Annotated in this window: 19 protein-coding genes; 3 read left to right on the forward strand and 16 right to left on the reverse strand. The window is 60.6% G+C overall.

What is annotated here, in order from left to right; all coding sequences use genetic code 11:
- Position 1: 1 nt before the first annotated feature.
- The 5 genes from JN524_RS25590 to JN524_RS25610 all read right to left on the reverse strand — a co-directional run bounded on the left by JN524_RS25590 (position 2) and on the right by JN524_RS25610 (position 4,624).
- Complete coding sequence (locus JN524_RS25590) at positions 2-991, reverse strand: ABC transporter ATP-binding protein (RefSeq protein ID WP_202371142.1); 990 nt, start codon at positions 989-991, stop codon at positions 2-4.
- Complete coding sequence (locus tag JN524_RS25595; RefSeq protein WP_202371143.1) at positions 988-1,788, reverse strand: ABC transporter permease; 801 nt, start codon at positions 1,786-1,788, stop codon at positions 988-990. Before JN524_RS25595 ends, JN524_RS25590 begins: the two co-directional genes overlap by 4 nt.
- Positions 1,775-2,611: an ABC transporter permease gene (locus JN524_RS25600; RefSeq protein WP_163005303.1), complete on the reverse strand. Its 837-nt coding sequence runs from the start codon at positions 2,609-2,611 to the stop codon at positions 1,775-1,777. Before JN524_RS25600 ends, JN524_RS25595 begins: the two co-directional genes overlap by 14 nt.
- 5 nt (positions 2,612-2,616) lie before the next feature.
- Complete coding sequence (locus JN524_RS25605; RefSeq protein WP_202371144.1) at positions 2,617-3,423, reverse strand: alkaline phosphatase family protein; 807 nt, start codon at positions 3,421-3,423, stop codon at positions 2,617-2,619.
- A gap of 133 nt (positions 3,424-3,556) precedes the next feature.
- On the reverse strand, positions 3,557-4,624 hold the full coding sequence (locus JN524_RS25610) for an ABC transporter substrate-binding protein (protein WP_027613356.1): 1,068 nt from the start codon (positions 4,622-4,624) through the stop codon (positions 3,557-3,559).
- Positions 4,625-4,976: 352 nt separating this feature from the next.
- Here JN524_RS25610 and JN524_RS25615 point away from each other — a divergent pair, with 352 nt between their 5' ends.
- The gene (locus JN524_RS25615) at positions 4,977-5,690 is read left to right on the forward strand and encodes a UTRA domain-containing protein (protein ID WP_025113378.1); all 714 of its coding nucleotides are present in this window, start codon (positions 4,977-4,979) and stop codon (positions 5,688-5,690) included.
- A 653-nt stretch (positions 5,691-6,343) separates the two neighbouring features.
- Here JN524_RS25615 and JN524_RS25620 read toward each other — a convergent pair.
- From JN524_RS25620 to minC, 9 genes are all read right to left on the reverse strand, one after another.
- Complete coding sequence (locus JN524_RS25620; RefSeq protein WP_202371145.1) at positions 6,344-7,678, reverse strand: amidohydrolase; 1,335 nt, start codon at positions 7,676-7,678, stop codon at positions 6,344-6,346.
- A gap of 66 nt (positions 7,679-7,744) precedes the next feature.
- A complete protein-coding gene (locus JN524_RS25625; protein WP_202371146.1) occupies positions 7,745-9,898 on the reverse strand; it encodes a mechanosensitive ion channel domain-containing protein in 2,154 nt (717 codons plus the stop codon).
- Positions 9,899-9,975: 77 nt separating this feature from the next.
- Positions 9,976-10,152 (reverse strand): hypothetical protein, encoded by a 177-nt coding sequence (locus tag JN524_RS25630; protein ID WP_007965354.1) that lies wholly within the window; start codon positions 10,150-10,152, stop codon positions 9,976-9,978.
- Positions 10,153-10,304: 152 nt separating this feature from the next.
- On the reverse strand, positions 10,305-11,594 hold the full coding sequence (locus JN524_RS25635; protein ID WP_047598982.1) for a M18 family aminopeptidase: 1,290 nt from the start codon (positions 11,592-11,594) through the stop codon (positions 10,305-10,307).
- A 167-nt stretch (positions 11,595-11,761) separates the two neighbouring features.
- Positions 11,762-12,862 carry a hypothetical protein gene (locus JN524_RS25640; RefSeq protein WP_202371147.1) on the reverse strand — a complete coding sequence of 367 codons (1,101 nt, stop codon included), beginning with the start codon at positions 12,860-12,862 and terminating at the stop codon, positions 11,762-11,764.
- 50 nt (positions 12,863-12,912) lie between these two features.
- Positions 12,913-13,548: an RluA family pseudouridine synthase gene (locus JN524_RS25645; RefSeq protein ID WP_027613350.1), complete on the reverse strand. Its 636-nt coding sequence runs from the start codon at positions 13,546-13,548 to the stop codon at positions 12,913-12,915.
- Positions 13,549-13,723: 175 nt separating this feature from the next.
- Positions 13,724-13,978: a cell division topological specificity factor MinE gene (gene minE, locus JN524_RS25650; protein ID WP_003223146.1), complete on the reverse strand. Its 255-nt coding sequence runs from the start codon at positions 13,976-13,978 to the stop codon at positions 13,724-13,726.
- A complete protein-coding gene (gene minD / locus JN524_RS25655) occupies positions 13,978-14,790 on the reverse strand; it encodes a septum site-determining protein MinD (protein WP_007960626.1) in 813 nt (270 codons plus the stop codon). The genes minE and minD overlap by 1 nt, the downstream gene beginning before the upstream one ends.
- A 199-nt stretch (positions 14,791-14,989) precedes the next feature.
- The gene (gene minC, locus JN524_RS25660) at positions 14,990-15,727 is read right to left on the reverse strand and encodes a septum site-determining protein MinC (RefSeq protein ID WP_027613349.1); all 738 of its coding nucleotides are present in this window, start codon (positions 15,725-15,727) and stop codon (positions 14,990-14,992) included.
- A gap of 117 nt (positions 15,728-15,844) precedes the next feature.
- Between minC and JN524_RS25665 the strand changes: the two genes are divergently transcribed.
- Both JN524_RS25665 and JN524_RS25670 read left to right on the forward strand, forming a co-directional pair.
- Positions 15,845-16,780, forward strand: coding sequence for a lipid A biosynthesis lauroyl acyltransferase (locus JN524_RS25665; protein ID WP_096797021.1), 936 nt, complete (start codon positions 15,845-15,847; stop codon positions 16,778-16,780).
- Between the two features lie 35 nt (positions 16,781-16,815).
- Positions 16,816-17,973, forward strand: a complete 1,158-nt coding sequence (locus tag JN524_RS25670) for a patatin-like phospholipase family protein (protein WP_202371148.1) — start codon at positions 16,816-16,818, stop codon at positions 17,971-17,973.
- A gap of 89 nt (positions 17,974-18,062) precedes the next feature.
- Here the strand turns inward: JN524_RS25670 and JN524_RS25675 are convergent, their stop codons facing one another.
- Positions 18,063-18,848 carry an outer membrane protein OmpK gene (locus JN524_RS25675; RefSeq protein WP_202371149.1) on the reverse strand — a complete coding sequence of 262 codons (786 nt, stop codon included), beginning with the start codon at positions 18,846-18,848 and terminating at the stop codon, positions 18,063-18,065.
- A gap of 373 nt (positions 18,849-19,221) precedes the next feature.
- Positions 19,222-20,007 carry an outer membrane protein OmpK gene (locus tag JN524_RS25680; RefSeq protein ID WP_098967918.1) on the reverse strand — a complete coding sequence of 262 codons (786 nt, stop codon included), beginning with the start codon at positions 20,005-20,007 and terminating at the stop codon, positions 19,222-19,224.
- Between the last annotated feature and the right edge of the window lie 50 nt (positions 20,008-20,057).

Here is a 20,057-nt window from a genome sequence, read left to right on the forward strand (position 1 = left end):
ATCAGGCTACCTCACACAGGGCCGTCGGATCGATGGAAAGCGCCAGACGCTGACCGTCGGGATGCAGATCCGCCGCCGAGCGGTTGAGCACGTCCACCACCAGTTCCACGCCACGCGCCTCGACTCGATAGCGGATCACGTTACCGAGCAGGCTGTGGCTGCGGATCTGCGCATCGAGTTCGCCATTGAGGCTCAGCTCTATGGCTTCCGGACGAATCGCGATGCGGTGGTTGATCGGCCGTTGCAGCAGCTTCGAGGCGCTGTCGGCGTCGAGCAGGTTGTAGTTGCCGATGAAGCCGGCGGCGAAGATATCGACCGGCGCGGTGTAGAGGGTTTCGGCGTCGCCGCTCTGCACGATCTTCCCTTGGTTCATCAGGAAAATCCGGTCGGACATGGTCAGCGCTTCTTCCTGGTCGTGGGTGACGAAAATCGTGGTCAGGCCGAGTTCGCGCTGGATCTGCCGGATCTGTTCACGCAGGTGTTTGCGAATTCGCGCATCCAGCGCCGACAGCGGTTCATCCAGCAGCAACAGGCGTGGACGGGTCACCAGCGAGCGGGCGAGGGCCACGCGCTGGCACTGGCCGCCGGAGAGCTGATGCGGATATCGGCTGGCGAAGTCGTTGAGCTCGACCAGTTTCAGTACCTCGGCGACACGCTTGTGGCTGTCATCGGCATTGACCTTCTGCATGCGCAGGCCGAAGGCGACGTTTTGTTCGACGGTCATGTTGGGGAACAGCGCGTAGCTTTGGAACACCATGCCGATCCCGCGTTTCTGCGGACTCAGCGGCACGATGTCGACGCCATCAATCAGGATCTTGCCGCCATCCACCGGCGTCAGCCCGGCTATGCAGCGCAGCAGCGTGGACTTGCCGCAACCCGATGGGCCGAGGAGGGTGACGAATTCACCCTTGTTGATCTCGCAGTTGATGTCGCTGAACACGGTCGTGCCCGCGTAGTTTTTCTGCAGGTGTTGGACGCTGACATAGCTCATTCGCTTTTGTCCTTGTTCAAGATGTTGGCGATCCAGGTCAGGACCAGCACGAAAAAGAAGTACGAGATCACCAGCGCACTGGTGAAGTGGCCGCTGCTGTTGCGCATGTTGTTCAGGTACACCTGCAGGGTTTCGTAGCGCGTGCCGACGAGGATGTTGGCGAACACGAACTCACCGAACAGGAACGAGAACGACAGCAGCAACGCGACCATCAGGCCCTTGCGCAGGTTTGGCAGCACCACCAGAAATGCCGCCTGAAAGGTGCTGGCGCCGAGCAGTTGCGCGGCGTCCATCAGGTCGCGCAGGTTGATCGCCTGCAGGTTGTTGGTGATCGCCCGGTACATGAACGGCAGCGCCACGGTGAAGTAGCAACCGATCAGGATCCACGGCGTACCGACCATCGCCAACGGCCCCGAGCCATAGAGTTGCAACAGTCCTACCGACGACACCACCGGCGGCACCGCGAAGGGCAGCAGGATCAGGATGTTCATCAGCGCATCGAGTTTCGGGAAGTGGTAATGCACCACGAACAGCAGCGGCAGGATCAGCGCCACCGACAGCACCAGCGCGCCGATGCACACCAGCAGCGACTGGCCGAAGGCATGCAGGAAGCGCGGGTCGCTCCACAACTGGAGGTACCACTTGAAGGTGAAACCGCTGGGCAGGATGGTCGCCGACCAGCTGCTGGCAATCGAGTAGATCAGCGTACCCACCAAAGGCAGCAGCAGGATCGCGAACAGCAGATAAACCACGACGCGGTGGTAGACACCGGCCGGGCCGGATTCAGCGCGAGACATGGTAGCTCCTCTTCAGCAGCAGTTGATGCACGACGGTGACAATGGTCATCAACGCCACCAGCACCACAGCCAGGGCGCTGGCCAGATTCGGATCGAGGGAAATGTCCCCGGAAACCATCGCCGCAATGCGGATCGGCAGCACGTTGAAGTTGCCGGTGGTCAAGGCGTACACCGTGGCGTAGGCGCCGAGGGCGTTGGCCAGCAGGATCACGAAAGTGCCGAGCAGGGCCGGGGTCAGCACCGGCAGACCGATGTGGCGCCAGAACTGCCAGCCGTTGGCGCCGAGCAGCGCGGCGGACTCGCGCCAGTCTTCACGCAAGGCGTCGAAGGCCGGGTAGAGCAGCAGCACACCGAGGGGAATCTGGAAGTAGGTGTAGAGGATGATCAGACCGGTTTTCGAGTACAGGTTGAAGTCCTGAATGATCCCGGCCTGCTTGAGCATGATGGTGATGCTGCCGTTGAAACCGAGCAGGATGATGAACGCAAAGGCCAGCGGCACGCCGGCGAAGTTGCTGGTCATGTTGGCAAAGGCATTCACGAAGTTGCGCAGTTTCGAGTCGACCCGGCGCAACGAATACGCACCGAGCACGGCGATGATGATGCCGAATACGCTCGACCAGAAACTGATCTCCAGGCTGTACTGAATCGCCTGCAGATAGAACTTCGAACTGAAGATCTTGCTGAAATTGGCGAAGCCCCAGCCGAACTCTTCCGATTGCAGGCTGTTGATCATCACCCAGACCAGCGGGGCGATTTCGAACACGATAAAAAACAGCGCGAACGGCACCAGACACAGGGCCGCCAGCCATTTGCCGCGAGTCATGGCATTCACTTGAGCAACTCCCGGCACACAGGTTTGTCGTGGGGCACGCCGAGCAGTTCGCAGACGGTGCCGCAGATCTCGGTCTGCTTCGGCGCAGCCTCGGCGTCGAGGCTGAAAGCGTTGCCGAGGACGAACAGCGGGACCTGGCGCTCTTCCGGTAGCAGGCCGTTGTGCGAGCGGTCGTTGTTCATGCCGTGATCGGCAGTCACCAGTACCTGATAACCCGCGTCGAGCCAGCCTTGCAGGTAGTCGGCGAGGATGATGTCCGCCGAGCGTGCGCTGTTGCGGTATTGCGCGGAGTCGAGGCCGTGCTTGTGCCCGGCGTCATCGATGTTCATCGGGTGGATCAGCAGGAAATTCGGCGCATGGCGCAGGCGCAGGTGTTCCGCGTCGGCGAACAGGTGCGAATCCGGGTAGTGGTCGTTCCAGTAGAAATGCCCGTGCTGGATCGGTAGCGCTGGATCGTCGGTATGACGGTCGCGGGCCGCTACGAACGGTGAGCGGTTGTACAGCTCGCTGACCCAGTGATAGGCCGCAGCGGCGGTTTTCAGGCCGGCGTCGCGAGCATAGTGATAGATGCTGCGCTGGTTGGACAGCCGTGCAACGTTGTTGTGGACGATGCCGCTGTCGATCGGCGGCACGCCGGTAAGGATGCATTCGTAAAGCGGTCGGGACAGGGCCGGCAACTCGCACTCCAACTGATAGAGCGCGGCGCGTCCTGCGCCAACGTAAGCCTGCAGATGCCCCATGGCGTGCCGCGCGACCTCGTAATTGAGACCGTCGAGCACGACAAGGATGACGTTGTGCTTCATAGGGGCAAAAACTCCGAAAACAAAACTTGGATCGTTCAATGTAGGAGCTGCCGCAGGCTGCGATCTTTTGACTCTGCCTTTTAAAAGCAAGATCAAAAGATCGCAGCCTGCGGCAGCTCCTACAGATGAAGGATTACTTCATCTCTACGATGACTTCTTCGTTCCACTTCTGCGGCAGGGCCTTGGAGGTTTTTTCCCAGGCGTCGGCGTCCTTGATCGGCGTGACCTTTTTGTACTGCTCGTTCGGCAGCAGCTTGGCCTTCACGTCTTCCGGCAGTTGCAGATGTTCGGCGCGGATCGGACGAGCGTTGCCGCGGGCGAGGTTGGTCTGGCCGGCGTCGCTGAAGATGTATTCGCGGGTCAGCTTGGCGGCGTTCGGGTTTTTCGCGTACTTGTTGATGATGGTGGTGTAGCCGGAAATCACCGAACCGTCGGACGGGATCAGCACCACGTAGTCATCCGGGTTGGCCATCTTGGCCTTGTAGCTCAGGCCGTTGAAGTCCCAGACCACGCCGACTTCGATCTCGCCTTTTTCCATGGTGGCGATGGTCGGGTTGGCCATCGACAGGCGACCTTGCTTGGCGATGTCTGCAAACAGCAGCAGGGCCGGCTGGATGTTTTTCTCGTCGCCACCGTTGGCCAGGGCAGCGGCCAGTACGCCGTTGGCGGCTTGCGCGGCGGTGCTCACGTCACCAATGGAAACCTTGTATTTGCCGCCCTTGAGGTCAGCCCATTTGGTCGGGACTTCGGAACCGTGCAGCAGCTTCTTGTTGACGATGAAGGCGATGGTGCCGGTGTAGGCCAGTGCCCAGTTGCCGTCCTTGTCCTTGGCCCAGTCCGGGACTTGATCCCAGGTGCTTGGTTTGTACGGTTGCACCACGCCCTGCTTGACCGCGATCGGGCCGAAGGCGGCGCCGACGTCGCCGATGTCGGCAGTGGCGTTGTCTTTTTCGGCGGCGAACTTGGCGATTTCCTGGGCCGAGCTCATGTCGGTGTCGATGTGTTTCAGGCCATAGGTCTTGGCCAGGTCTTCCCAGGTGCCTTTCCAGTTGGCCCAGTCATCGGGCATGCCGACGCTGTTGACGGCGCCTTCCGCTTTCGCAGCGGCTTCGAGGGTTTTCAGGTCGGTACCCGCCGCCATGGCGGAGGTGCACATTGCAATGGTCGAGCCTAACAGTGTTGCCAGGAAAAGCTGTTTCATTCCGAAGCTCCTTGGTCGTGTTCAACGCTGCGATTGCGGTTTGTGTTGGTCTAGGTCAGCAATACCTGAGCCAATTTAAGGGGGCTGGATGACACTTTGATGTCGGCGGTCGCCCGGCAGGCCTTTTATTGGCCCGGTTTCGGCGCTTGCCCGGTAAGCGTAGACCAAGGTCAAAGCCCCGGCGGACAAGGCACTTGGCCGATGTATTGCAAGTCATGAGGGCGACCGTCGGGCGGGTTTGTCATCTCTCGGTCATCTGCACTGCCTAGGCTTGCAATACAAGGAAACGGCTTGCAGGCCGTACGGTTTTTGCCCCGAAACAGTGCTGGTCTAGTCCAGATAGGTAACGTTGATGCGCGATGAGGCAACAAAAGCGGTGACAGCGATTGGTCAGGTGCTGCAGGAGCAGCTTGATCACGGCCTGCTCGCGCCCGGGAGCAAGTTGCCGGCCGAGCGCAAGCTCAGTGAGTTGTTCGGCACCACGCGCATTACGGTGCGTGAGGCCTTGTTGCAGCTGGAGGCGCAGGGGCAGATCTATCGCGAGGAGCGCCGTGGCTGGTTCGTTTCGCCGCCACGTCTGGCGTACAACCTGATGCAGCGCAGTCACTTTCACGCGATGGTCAGTGCGCAGGGGCGGGTGCCGTCGACCGAGGTGATTTCGGCGCGGTTGCAGCCGGCGTCGGTGGCGGTTTGTGCGTTGTTGCAGTTGCCTGCTTTGTCGAGCGTGATTCAGATTTGCCGGTCGCGGCGGATTGACGGGCGGCTGGTGTTGTATGTGGAGCATTATCTGAATCCGCAGTATTTTCCGGGGATTCTGGGGTTTGATTTGAATCAGTCGATGACCGAGCTTTATGCGCGGCATTACGATTTGCACTATGGGCGGGTGCGGTTCGAGATTGTGCCGACGTCGTTGTCGGTGGATGCGGCGGCGGCTTTGCGGGTTTCTGTCGGGAGTCCGGGGTTACGGATCGCTCGGGTCAATTATGATCAGCATGAGCGGTTGATTGATTGTGATCTGGAGTTTTGGCGGCATGATGCGATTCACGTTGGTGTAGATGTTGTTTGACCTTGGCGGCCTTTGGGCCGACCAGGTTCTTGGGGTTTTGGGTGTATATCCGTTGCTTCGGGTGTTGCCACTGGCGGTTTCGCTTTTACAGCGAGTCCCTTTGGCAAACGCCCCAAAGGAACCAAAGGTCTGTGCCCTGACGTTCGGCCCGCTCGCTAAAGCTCGGGGTTCCTTCGCTCCGGGATCGATCCGGGCGCATCGCCTCCGGTTTGCTTCGCTGCACCTCCTCTCGATGTGTTCGAGTTCGTCGAACGGTCGCTTCGCTCCCACCCCCGGATCAATCCCTCCGCTCAGCCTGCCGACGGGCCGGTGAGTCAAGATCAAGAGCTTTCGGCGAGCTGACACTCGGCCATGGAGTGGTGAAGAGCCTGCGGTCGGCTTTTGCTTTGCTGTAGGGGTGAGCCTGCTCGCGTTAGCGACCTCCCAGCCGACCAATCTCCAACTGCCTGCACCCAATCCCACTCTGGGAGCGAGCTTGCTCGCGAAGGCGGCCTGACAGCCGACCAATCTCTAACTGCCTGCACTCAATCCAACTGTGGGAGCTGGCTTGCCAGCGATGGCGGCCTGACAGCCGACCAATCTCTAACAGGCTGCACACGGTCAAATGTGGGAGCGAGCCTGCTCGCGAAGGCGCCCCCACTGTCACTTCATCTCTACTTGCCCGCCCCGGCATTGGCATACAAATAATCCGTCGCCAGCGACGCCATCGTCCTCACCCCAACCACCAGCGCCGACTCATCCACAAAGAATCCCGGATTGTGATTCGGCGCTGCCTTGCTCATGTCCTGATCCCGTGGTGTCACCCCGAGAAACACAAATAACCCCGGCACTTCCTTGGCAAAGAACGAGAAGTCTTCCGCGCCGCCCACCAGCGGCGCATTGACCACGTCATCCTTGGCGGCCCACTTCAACGTCGGCAGCATTTTTTCCGTCAGTGCCGGGTTGTTGATCGTGGGGTCGTATTTTTCGATGATGGTCACGTCGGCTTTCGCGCCGCCGCTTTCGGCGATTTTCTCGATGGTCTGGCGCACGTCGGCGTGGAGTTTCTGGCGGATGCCGTAGTCGTAGGAGCGGATGGTGCCGCTCATGTCCACGGATTCGGGAATGATATTGTAGCGGGTGCCGCCGTTGATGGTGCCGATGCTGACCACCGACGGATAGGACGAAATATCGGTGCGGCGACTGACCACGGTTTGCAGGCCGACGATGGTTTGTGCGCCGACGGTGATCGGGTCGATGCCGTCCCACGGGCGGCCGGCGTGGGTTTGTTTGCCGAGGATTTTGATGCGCAGGTCGTCGGAGCTGGCCAGGGTGGCGCCTGGACGGTAGGCGATCTGGCCGGCGGGGACGCCGGCCCAGACGTGGAGGCCGAAGACGGCGTCGGGTTTGGGGGATTTCATCACGCCTTCCTCGACCATCATTTTCGCGCCCCAGGTGTTTTTGCCATCGGGGATGAAGTCGCTCGGGCCTTCTTCGGCGGGCTGGAAGTAGAAGACCACGGTGCCGGGCAGGGTATCGCGCAGGCCTGTGAGAATTTTTGCCGTGCTCAGCAGGATCGCGGTGTGGGCGTCGTGGCCGCAGGCGTGCATCACGTCGACTTCTTTGTCCAGATAAGTGCCTTTGGCTTTCGAGGCGAAGGGCAGGTCGGCGACTTCCTTGACCGGCAGCGCGTCCATGTCGGCGCGCAAGGCCACGGTCGGGCCGGGCAGCGCGCCTTTGAGGATGGCGACCACGCCGGTGCGGGCGACGTTGGTTTTGACTTCCAGGCCCATTGCCTTCAGTTGCCTGGCGACCAGTTCCGCGGTGCGTTTCTCGGTGTTGCCCAGTTCCGGATGCGCGTGGATGTCGCGGCGTGTTTCCAGCAGTTGCGGTTCAAGTGCCTTGGCTTGCGTGGCGATCTGTTCGCGGGTGCTGTCCAGGGTGGCGGCGCTGGCGGTGCCGGCCAGCAGAGTGAGCAGAACGGTCTGGGCGATACGTGTCAGCTGCATCGGGTTTCTCCATGGTTATTGTTTTTCTGGCTTCCCTGCCTGTGACCCGAGTGTCTGCGCGAAGTGCTATTCCTTCGGCTGGCCACCGCCGGCAGTGATGACCTGCACGCTCATGCGCGGCGTCGCCAGATCGAGTCCGGCTTCGTCCAGATGGCGCTTGAGCGACAGGTTGAACGCGCGGGAAACTTCCCATTGTTTGATCGGTGCAGTCTTGAAGCGTGCGCGCAGGATCGCGCTGCCGGATTCGAAACTTTCCACGCCCTGGATCTCCAGCGGCGACCAGATGTTCCGGCGTTGCAGCGGGTCGGTGCGCATTTTCTGGCCGACTTCGCGCATCAGTTTGATCGCATCGTCGATTTCCATGTTGTACGGCACCGCCACCCGGAATATCGCGTAGCCGAACTCGCGGGAGTAGTTCTTGATGCTTTTGATTTCGCTGAACGGGATGGTGTGGACGATGCCGTCGATGTCGCGCAGGCGCACGGTACGGATGGTCAGGCCTTCGACGGTGCCGAGGTGGCCGCCGACGTCGACGTAGTCATCAATGGCCAGCGAGTCTTCGATGATGATGAACAGGCCGGTGATCAGATCCGCCACCAGCGACTGCGCACCGAAACCGATGGCCAGACCGATCACACCGGCACCGGCCAGCAGTGGCGTGACGTTCATGCCCATGTTCGCCAGGGCGACGATCAGCGCGATGATGAAAATCGCCACGAACAGCACGTTGCGGATCAGCGGCATCATCGTCTGCGCGCGGGCATTCGCCAGGCCTTTGCGCGAGCGGGTGAGGGCGTGATGCACGGCGGTGTCGGCGAGGATCCAGATCAGCCAGGAGAAAATCAGCGTGCCGATCAGGCTGAACAGTTTGACGCTGACGTCATGCCCTTCGCCCTCGGCGAAACCGATCAGCGATTTGCCCCATACGCGCAGGCCAAGTTCGATGAAGATCAGCCACACCAGCAGGTGAGCGAGGGTGTAGAAAAAGCTTTTCAGGCGCTCCGAATACAGCGCATGACGCTTCGGCCCGCGCTGTGGTTTGAGTGAATGACGGCGCACGAGGCCGTTGATCACCATGCACATCACCAGCAGCACCGTGCAGATCAGCGACTGGCGCAGGGCGGTGCTGGTGTCGCCGGCGGAGACGAAGGTGGCGAACAGCGAGATCCCGACCAGCACCAGCGCCGGCACGTACCAGAAGGTGCCGAGGATATCGATGGTGTCGCTGAGGGCGCGGCGGGTCAGGCGGCGGGACAATGGCTGGTTGCGGATCAGGTGCGCGATCGGCCGGCGGAAACGCAGGATGAACAGGCCGGTGAACAGCGCCGCGAGCACGTTGGTGATGGTCGCAGTGGTGTGCGCCAGGTGCACGCCGAGGCCTTCGACCAGGCGCGGATCACTCAGCGCTTCACCGAATGCGGCGAAGCTGCCGATCAGCCATAACGGACGGAACGCTTGATGCCGCAGGATGTACAGCGCCCGGTGCCGGTGCGGACCGTCGAGCAGCGAGAAGGCGATCACGCAGATCGCCGAGAAACAGGTGCCGACCACCAGCGCATAAGCCAGCACCATCGCCAGGCTTTTGCCAAGGGACGACGGCAGCGCATAGCTCATGTAGACGGTGATGACCAACGCAATCAGCCACGGCCCGAGCTTGCGCAGGGCGAAGCGCAGCATGTCGAGGGCCTTGGGATGCTGCGGCAGTTCTTCGGTCAGGCCAAAGCGCATGCGCACCCGGTGACCGAGCCAGATCAGCGCGGCGGCGAGCAGGCTCCAGACCATCAGGATCACCGCGAAGCCGAAGATGATCGGCAGCCATTCGCTGGCGGGCAACATCAGGTTGTCGAGTTCGTCCCTGGCCAGATCGAACTCGTCGGACCAGCGGGTCAGCGGGCTGTCGTCACCGGAGAACTGTTTCTCGAAACTGGCCAGCGTACCGCCGATCAGGCCCAGCACACCTTCTTCCGGTGAGGCCTGGGCTTTCTTGGTGGCGTCGCGCAGCTTTTTCAGATCGCTGAGCAATTGTGCGCGTTGCTTGTCGTTTTCCAGCGACTTGATGACTTCATCCAGCGACTGGCCCAGCGGCTCTTGCGCCTCCGGCTGCGTCTTGGTGGTGTTGAGCAGGCCCGGCAACCCGACCGCCTGGGCAGGGGCCAGCGGCAGCAGCGTCATCAGGCAGACAAGGAACAGGCAGGGTATAGCAAACAGACGAGCGAACACTAGGCGGTCAACCTCGCAAAGGGGCGAATTGAGCGAGTGTACGAGGCAGCCAGAATCAATGCGAGCCGGGCGCGGATTTATTCGTTGAGTTTGGCGAGGATCTTGTAGACCACGGTCGCCAGGATCATCAGCATGCCGACCCACATGGCGAAGACACCGGCGTTCTTGTCGCGGAAGTTGAAACCGATCGCCAGCAGGATCATCCCGGACAGAATGGGAATGAGCATGGCGTGGAAGGAGGACATCGAAATCATGGTGACTGCCTTGTCGAAGGGGATGATTTAAGTCTAGGTCGCTTTCGACCTGTAGGAGCTGCCGAAGGCTGCGATCTTTGCTTTTGATCTACAAAAACACAGGATCAAAAGATCGCAGCCTGCGGCAGCTCCTACAGGGTTTTGCGATGAGATTACGGCAACTCGCGGCTGGCGTAGAACGCGCTCAGCACTTTGACCAGGTGCGCCAGGTCGTGGCTGCCGCACAGTTCGCGAATCGAGTGCATGGCGAAGGTCGGCAGGCCGATGTCGACGGTGCGCACGCCCAAGTGGCTGGCGGTGATCGGGCCGATGGTCGAGCCGCAGCCCATGTCGCTGCGCACCACGAAGCTCTGCACCGGTACTTCTTCGGCCATGCACAGGTGGCGGAAGAACCCCGCGGTTTCGCTGTTGGTGGCGTAGCGCTGGTTGCTGTTGACCTTGATCACCGGGCCGGCGTTGAGTTTCGGGCCGTGGTTGGCGTCGTGCTTCTCGGCGTAGTTGGGGTGCACGCCGTGGGCGTTGTCGGCCGAGACCAGCAGCGATTTCTGGATGGTGCGGACGAACTCGTCACCTTCCGGCAGCAGGCGGCGCAGGGTCTGTTCGAGCATCGGGCCATCGGCACCGCAGGCCGAGCAGGAGCCGACTTCTTCGTGGTCGTTGCACACCAGTACGCAGGTTTCTTCGGTGTCGGCGGTAAGCAGGGCTTGCAGGCCGGCGTAGCAGGACAGCAGGTTGTCAAGGCGCGCACCGGCGATGAAGTCGCCATGCAGGCCGATGACCGCCGCGCTCTGGGTGTCGTAGAAACTCAGCTCGTAATCCAGCACCACATCGGCGTTCAGGCCATGTTCGCGGGCCAGTTGATCAGTCAGTACGGCGCGGAAGTCGACGCGTTCGTCGCCGGCGAATTGCGCGAGGATCGGCGGCAGCTCGGTCTGCGCGTTGATCGCCCAGCCCTGATTGGCTTCACGGTTGAGGTGAATCGCCAGGTTGGGAATGATTGCGATCGGTGCCTTGAAGTCGATCAGCTGGCTTTCGACCTTGCCGTCGCGGCGGAAGGTAACGCGGCCGGCCAGCGACAGGTCGCGGTCGAACCACGGCGCCAGCAGCGCGCCGCCGTAGACTTCAACGCCCAGTTGCCAGAAGCCCTGACGTTGCAGTTCCGGTTGCGGCTTGACCCGCAGGCATGGGCTGTCGGTATGGGCACCGACCAGACGGATACCGTCGTGCAGCGGCGAGTTGCGGCCCATTTTGATCGCGACGATCGAGGAGTCGTTACGGGTGACGTAGTAGCGGCCGTTGGCCTCGGTGGTCCACGGCTCGCGCTCGTCGAGGCGCACGTAACCGGCGGCCTCCAGACGCTGAACAAGGCTGGCGGTGGCGTGGAACGGGGTAGGGGAGGCCTTGAGGAAGTCGATCAGGCCTTGGTTCAACTCTTCGCGCATAAGAAGCTCCAGACAGCAATGGGCAGGAGTTTAACGCATCGGCCAGGGAATTGAATCTGAAGCGGATTCCTGTAGGGGCTGCGGCACGCTGCGATCTTTTGATTCGGTTTGTTGAAATCAAAATCAAAAGATCGCAGCGTGCCGCAGCTCCTACAGGATGGTGGTATTCAGCGGGCGGCGGCTACGCGTTTTTTCAGGTAGCTCATGATGATTTTTTCGTCCTCGGGTTTATCCGGACGCGGCAGCTGTTGCGGCCAGGGCTTCTGGCTCAGCAGTTTTTTCTGCCGGCTTTCGTCCCAACGGAGTATTTCCCGCGAGGCGCATTCCCACCATTCGTGGCGGCAGGCGCTGTAGTACGGATCTTCCGGCGCGGCGCTGCCGTACAGCAGGTCGCGACCGACTTTACGCAGCGTGCCGCTCTGGTGGCGCAGCTTCCATTTGATTTTCAATCGGCGCCAGGCTGACGGGAACGGTTTGACCCGTGGCACATCGCTGCACAGATCCACCAGGCGCTGGCTGAACTGCTCGCCGTGCTGGGAGAAGAAGTACGTCTGCATCGCGTGGAAAAAACGTTTTTCTGCGAAGTAGTGGTAGACGTGTTTGCGCGCTTCCACCACGTGCCGCTCGCGCATGGCGTACGACAGGGCGATCTGTTCGATGGTGTGGATTTCGAAGCCGCCGAGTGTCCATTCATCAATCAGGCGAATCGACTCTTCGAACAGCGCCGAATCCCTGTCGGTCACGCCGCACAAACCGCTGTTGTAGAGCTTGAACCCGTTATCCGGTGTCACGCCGTGGCGGCGCAGGTCGCGACCGAGTTTTTGATAGTCGGGACGCTGGTGCACATCTTTCCAGTCGTACTCGAAGCGATCCATCACTGAGCGGTTCGGCTCGATGAGTTTGAACAGTTGGCTCGGGTGGCGGGTAAACAGGGTGTCGGTGTCGACGAACAGAGTCTTTTCCGCCCACTGCATGCCCGCGGCGATGGCGCAGGCCTTGCGACGGTGGTGATAGCCGTGGGTGCCTTGCCAGCGGGTCAGGGTCGCTTCGTCCAGCAACACCGTGTCGACCGGCCAGCCCGCATAGTCATCGGGGCGATCAGTGAGAATGCGGATGGCCGGTCGCTCGCCGTTTTTGGCTTGGGACAGCGCGGTCAGGATGCTGAACTTGGCTTCGCGCCGGTACACATCCTGATTGCCGTAAATCAGGTAAAGCAGTTGATGACGAACTTTCGTGAGGGGTGTTACCAGGGAATCAATACAACTCATCCGAAAACAAAATCCTTGTACAAAAAAACGCGCTGCCGCTCAGGCAACGCTTAAAACGGTGCCGGGCATTCGAAGCGCAGACGCTCGCCGGTTTGCGGGTGGGTGAAGCTCAGCATGCTGGCGTGCAGGCACAGACGCGGCCAGGCGGCCAGGGCCTGTTCGTGGGCGTAGAGCCCGTCGCCCAGCAGCGGGTGACCGATGGACAGCATGTGCACACGCAACTGGTGCGAGCGCCCGGTGATCGGCGTCAGTTCGACGCGGCACCAATCGCCGCAACGTTCCAGTACGCGCCAGAAGGTCAGCGCATGCTTGCCGAATTCGTGGTCGACCACGTGCCGCGGTTTGGTCGGCGGATCGTAGCGCAGGGGCAAGTCGATGCTGCCGCTGTCCAGTTCCGGCTGACCCCAGCAGAGCGCAGTGTAGGCTTTCTCTGTTTCACGATCGTGAAACTGCCGCGACAGTTCGCGGTGGGTATCGGCGTCGCGGGCCAGCAGAATGATGCCGGAGGTTTCCCAGTCCAGGCGATGGACGATGCGCGCTTCCGGGTAGCCGTTTTCCTGCAGACGGGTGATCAGGCAGTCCTTGTTGTCGTCGGCACGACCGGGCACCGAGAGCAGCAACGTCGGTTTGTCGACCACCAGTACGGCGGCGTCCTGATGAATGATGCGGATGTTGGACAACGGCATTAAAACAGCCTCGTAACAAATGCCAACGGCGGCTCAGAAACCCCAATGCCCTTGTAGGAGCTGCCGAAGGCTGCGATCTTTTGATGTTCAGAAACAAGATCAAAAGATCGCAGCCTTCGGCAGCTCCTACAGAGGCATCAGGGATCTGAGCCGCCGTAGCGACTGCCGGATCGACTCAGCGATCGGGCAGGGTGATGTTGAGTTCCAGAATCGAGCAACTGCCCTGGCTTTCCAGTGCAACATGTACGTCGTCGTTGCCGATGTTGACGTACTTGCGGATCACGTCGACCAGTTCCTTCTGCAAGGCTGGCAGGTAATCCGGCGTGCTGCGCTGGCCGCGCTCATGCGCCACGATGATCTGTAGACGCTCTTTCGCTACCGAGGCGGTACTTGGCTTTTTGTTGGCACGAAAGAAGTCAAAAAGGTTCATTACCTACCTCCAAACAGGCGCTCGAAGAATCCCTTCTTCGTAACATCGAGGAAACGATGTTCTTTTTCTTTGCCCAGCAGACGATCAACGGCATCGCTGTAGGCCTGACCGGCATCGCTCTGGTCGTCGAGAATCACTGGAACGCCCGAGTTGGAAGCCTTCAGGACCGCCTGCGACTCAGGGATGACGCCCAGCAGGGTCACGGCCAGGATTTCTTTCACGTCTTCGACGCCCAGCATTTCGCCATCGCTGACGCGCTGCGGGTTGTAACGGGTCAGCAGGAGGTGTTCCTTGATCGGCTCTTCGCCGAGTTCGGCACGACGCGATTTGCTGGCCAGCAGGCCCAGCATGCGGTCGGAGTCGCGTACCGAGGACACTTCCGGGTTGGTCACGATGATCGCTTCGTCGGCGAAGTACATGGCCAGGTGCGCACCTTTCTCGATGCCCGCCGGGGAGTCGCAGACCACGAAGTCGAAGTCTTCCTTCAACTGCATCAGGACTTTTTCCACGCCTTCCTGGGTCAGCGCGTCTTTGTCGCGGGTCTGGCTGGCGGCCAGCACGTAGAGGTTTTCCAGGCGCTTGTCTTTGATCAGGGCCTGCTGCAGGTTGGCTTCGCCGTTGACCACGTTGACGAAGTCGTACACCACGCGACGCTCGCAACCCATGATCAGGTCGAGGTTACGCAGGCCCACGTCGAAGTCGACGATCACTGTTTTATGGCCGCGCAGAGCGAGGCCGGTACCGATAGCGGCGCTGGTGGTGGTCTTACCCACACCACCCTTGCCGGATGTAACCACGAGAATCTTGGCCAAGGTGTTTCACCCCTAAGGAAGAAGGACTTTTTAGCCCCTGAAAAACATCTCTTGAAAACTACTGCAGTCGGACAGCCTTGGCTGGAATTCGGCGCAAGTCGCACTTGCCGGGGGCAAACGCTGCTTGTTCCTTTTTCCTACTTCGTTTGAGCCGTTTTCGCTACGTTTTAGAGATGCTTGGAAAATGCGGCAGTATCCGTTAAAGCCGAATGATGTTCAACACGTCGGCCGACAGGCTGACCTGGACGCCGGAGCCCCACAGTGGATCGCGGCGCAAATCTTCGGAAACCTTGTAATGCCCGGCGATGGAGATCAGTTCAGCGCTCAATTGCTGACAGAAAATCCGGGCCTTGGTGTCGCCTTTGACGCCGGCCAGTGCGCGACCGCGCATCGGGCCGTATACATGGATGTTGCCATCGGCCAGAAGTTCCGCCCCCGGACTGACCGAGGAAACCACGACCAGATCGCCACCCTGGGCATATATCTGTTGGCCACCACGTACTGGCGTAGTGATGACGCGGGTCGGTTTGACCGTCGGCTCCGGCGGCTTTTCCGGCTTCTTTTTGACTTCCGGTTCCGGCGCTTCCAGCGGTCGCTCGCGGGCGCCGGACGGCGGCAGCACCGGGATGTCGATGGCGATGGCGGCAGCGATGTCTTCGATACGGCTGGCGCGGATCGCCAGGGTGCGCAGACCATGCTGGCGGCATACGCGCATCAGGCCGGGCAGATCGACCGCGCCTTCGCCGGGCGGCAGTTTGTCCAGCGCCAGGACCAGCGGTGCATTGCTGAAGAAATTCGGCGCCTGGGCGACTTTGGCGGCCAGTTGCCGATCAAGGCTGTCGAGGTCGTTGCGGGACAGTTCCAGCACCGTGATGGCCAGCATGCTGCCCTTCAACTGGAACACGGGATCTCGGTCTGGCGATTCGTTTTGGCTCATATCGGCATACAACGGCTTGTCACTAAAAGTGCCGAGACTTATAACGAGAACGCCCGCGAGCCGCAAGCCGGGTCGAACGATGTAGAATGCGCGGCCACTGAATTTACGGAAGCTTTAATGGATCGCCCGCGTTTTCGAAGAGCCTTTCTTTCTCCCCGCTTCTGGCCGCTCTGGTGCGGTCTGGGGCTGTTGTGGCTGGTCGTGCAGTTGCCATATGCGGTTTTACTGACGATCGGTCGTGTTTTGGGCGCATTGATGTATCGCGTGGCCGGCGACCGGCGGCGCATCGCCAAGCGCAATCTCGAGCTGTGCTTCCCGGAAAAATCCGCTGCCGAGCGCAAACGCCTGCTCAAGGAAAACTTCGCCTCCACCGGCATCGCTTTTTTTGAAATGGCGATGAGTTGGTGGTGGTCGCGTGAGCGTCTGGCCAAACTGGCGCATGTCGAAGGCCTGGAGCATCTGCAAAAGGCCCAGCGCGAGGGCAAGGGCGTCATTCTGATGGCCGCGCACTTCACCACCCTGGAAATCGGCGCGGCGCTGCTCGGTCAGCAGCACACCATCGATGGCATGTACCGCGAGCACAAGAACCCGTTGTTCGATTTCGTCCAGCGTCGGGGCCGTGAGCGGCACAACCTCGATTCGCTGGCGGTGGAGCGTGATGACGTGCGCGGCATGCTCAAACTGCTGCGTTCGGGCCGGGCGATCTGGTACGCACCGGATCAGGACTACGGCGCCAAGCAAAGCATCTTCGTGCCGCTGTTCGGCATTCAGGCGGCGACCGTGACCGCGACCACCAAGTTTGCCCGGTTGGGTAAAGCGCTGGTGGTGCCGTTCACTCAGGAGCGTCTGGCGGATGGCAGCGGTTACAAACTGGTGATCCACCCGCCGCTGGAAGACTTCCCGGGCGAGACCGAAGAGGCCGACTGCATCCGCATTAATCAATGGGTGGAAAGTGCGCTGCGCGCCTGCCCTGAGCAATACTTGTGGGCGCACCGCCGCTTCAAAAGCCGTCCACCGGGCGAGCCAAAGCTTTACCCGAAACGGCGCGGCTGATTCACTCACCCTTTCAAGCACCATGGAGCGTTGCGATGAGCCCAGCTGAACCGGTCACAGGTTTGATTCTTTCCGGCGGCGGGGCTCGGGCGGCGTATCAGGTGGGGGTGCTGGCGGCGATTGCCGAATTGCTGCCGCTGGGCGCGGACAATCCGTTTCCGGTGATCGTCGGCACCTCGGCCGGGGCGATCAACGCGGTCAGCCTGGCCAGTGGTGCCACCGATTTTCGCGCGGCCATCGAACGCCTTACGCTGTTCTGGCAGGGCTTTCGCAGTCATCGGGTGTTGCGCAGTGACTGGCCGGGGGTGATCCGTCAGGCCAGCCGCTTTGTCAGTCACAGCCTGCTCGGCATCGGTCGCCAACTGCCGGTGGCGCTGCTCAACAGTTCGCCGCTGCGCGACCTGCTCAATGAAAAACTGCACATGCCCGGTATCGCCGAATCCATCGCGCGCAAGCAATTGCATGCGGTGGCGGTGACCGCGTTCGGCTACGAATCGGGGCAGGCGGTGACCTTCTATCAGGGCGGCGGCACGATCGATGCGTGGTTGCGCCATCGGCGGATCGGCGTGCCGGCGCAATTGTCGGTGGATCACCTGCTCGCCAGTTCAGCGATCCCGTTGCTGTTTGCCCCGGTGAAAATCGGTGAGGAATATTTCGGCGACGGCGCGGTACGCCAATCGGCACCGATCAGCCCGGCGCTGCACCTGGGCGCGAGTCGGGTACTGGTGGTGGGCGTCAGCGGCAACCCGCGCGGTTTTGATCCGCAGCAGCCGCTGGAGCGTGCCTACACCGGTCAGCAGCCAACGCTGGCGCAGATCGGCGGGCACATGCTCAACAGCACGTTCATTGACAGCCTGGAGAGCGACATCGAGTTGCTGCAGCGTCTGAACCAGTTCAGTCACCTGATGCCCGAGGGCGTACCGACTCGGGAGCTGGGGGTGGCGCCGGTGGAGGTGCTGGTGATTGCGCCGAGTCAGCCGATCGACGAGATCGCGGCGCGACATCGACAGGAATTGCCGGCGGCATTGCGTCTGTTCTTGCGCGGCCCGGGGGCGACCAAGACCAGTGGGGCAGGGGTGCTGAGTTATCTGCTGTTCGAGGCGGGGTATTGCAGCGAGCTGATCGACCTGGGACGGCGCGATGCGTTGGCCAAGCGTGAGGAGCTGTGCCGGTTTCTGGGGTTAACTTCTTAAAGGCAAAAGATCGCAGCCTGCGGCAGCTCCTACATTGAAATGCGCTATCCCTGTAGGAGCTGGCGAAGCCTGCGATCTTTTGATCTTTATCAGAAGTGGAACTTCACCAGGAAGCTGGTCACGTTCTGATTGGTGGTAAAGCCACGGGTGTCGTCGATCCCGTACTTGTCTTTCCAGTAGTCGTATTCAACACCGACGTACAGCTGCTTCTCGCCGAAATGCAGTGCCTTGCCCAAGTCGTATTTGACCTGCGGGTTGAAGTGCAGGTTGGCGTGATATTCGCCTTTGCTGTTGACGTCGTTGTCGACCACCCAGTCCATGTAACCGTCGATCAGTACGTTCGAGCTGCCGACCGGGATGGTGTAGGACCAGACCGGGGTGATCTGCCAGACGTTGTCACCCGGACGCGAGCCGTCGGTGTGGCGCTGGTAGAAGTTCAGCTGGAAGTAGTCGAAACCCGGGATCGCCAGGTCAAAACCTGGACCGATCAGGTACGACTCGACGTCGCCTTCACCGAACTCGTAAGTCATCGCCAGCAGCACGTCTTTGATCGGACCGAATTCGAGTTTCTGATCCAGGACTTTGCCCAGCGAGATGCGTGGCTGGAACTCACCGTAGTAGGTGTTGTTGCCGACGCCGCCATCTGGCTTGCCGTTGTAGAAGATCTTGTCGACGAACAGGAAGTTATCCCCGTATTTCCAGGCATCGGCGTGCTCGAAGGTGACGGTCTGCTGGATCGCCGGGTTGACCTTGAAGTCTTTGCCGTAGAGGTAGGTCAGGCTGTTGTTCTGCCATTGCAGCAGGCCATCGGCCATGGCCTCGCCGCCGGCCAGCATCGATCCCGCAAGCATCAGGCTGGTGCACATACGTTTCATTCGGTTGCTCCCAAAGTAGGTGTTCCACGTTTATTTTTTTAAGATCGGCGCTCTGGTGTGGCGCCTTTTTTCGTTGCTGCAAAAGTCATCCGATCGGTCAGCTTCGCTGGTGATAGCAAGAGCTGGGCCAAGGCTTTCGAAAAGCAAAAAAACGCCCGTTCGGCTGCTGAAAAACAGTCGATTGCGCGTGTTTTCGGGATGCCTCGGTACTGACCGGGGCCGGGATAAGTTGGCTCGTCGGTCAGGAATTAAATTCGGGCTTTTTTTTAGACCGAATTCAAGAGGCCGCGGAGAATACTGACTCCTCGGCCAGCTCTCAAGTGCCCCGCAACAGAGCACCGACGACAGGTATGGGGCACGGTTGCGGGCCATCTCAGAAGTGCACCTTCACCAGCAGGCTGGCGGTGTTCTGGTTGGTGTCGAGGTTGTGGCTGCTTTCGACGCCGTATTTGTTCTTCCAGTAGCTGTATTCGGTGCCGACGTACAGCTGCTTGTGGCTCCAGCCCAGAGCTTTGCCGAGGTCGTATTTGATCTGCGGATTGATGTGCAGGTTGGCGTGGTAGGTGCCGCGCGAGTTCTGGTCATTGTCGACGACCCAATCCAGATAGCCGTCGATCAACAGGTCGGAATTGCCCAGCGGCACGCTGTAAGACCAGCCCGGGGTGATCTGCCAGACGCCGTCGCCGGGGCGCGGGCCTTCCGTGTGGCGGCGGAAGATGTTCAGGGTCACGTAGTTGAAGCCGGGCACCTTGAGGTCGAAGCCGGGGCCGATCAGGTATGCCTCGCTGTCGCCTTCGCCGTACTCGTAGGTCATCGCCAGCAGCACGTCCTTGATCGGGCCGAATTCGATTTTCTGGTCGAAGATCTTGCCGAACGAGAAGCGCGGGGTGAATTCGCCGTAGAACGTGTGCGGGCCTTTGTTGCGGTCTTCCTGACCGTTGTAGAAGATCTTGTCGACGAACAGGAAGTTGTCGCCGTACTTCCACTTGTCGGCGTGCTCGAACGTCACCGTCTGCTGGATCGACGGGTTGATCGCGAAGTTCTTGCCGTACAGGTAGCTCAGGCTGTTGGTCTGCCACAGCAGTAAATCGCCGGCCATGGCCTGACTCGCGGCCAGCAGGCCGCCACTCAACAGAACGCTGGTTTGCGTGCGAATCATCTGTTGCTCCCTCTTGTTTTTATTGTTGAGGCAGGGTGTTGCACGTCCCC

Origin of the sequence: Pseudomonas sp. MWU318 (assembly GCF_016756945.1) — a bacterium.
GTDB lineage: Bacteria > Pseudomonadota > Gammaproteobacteria > Pseudomonadales > Pseudomonadaceae > Aquipseudomonas > Aquipseudomonas putida_A.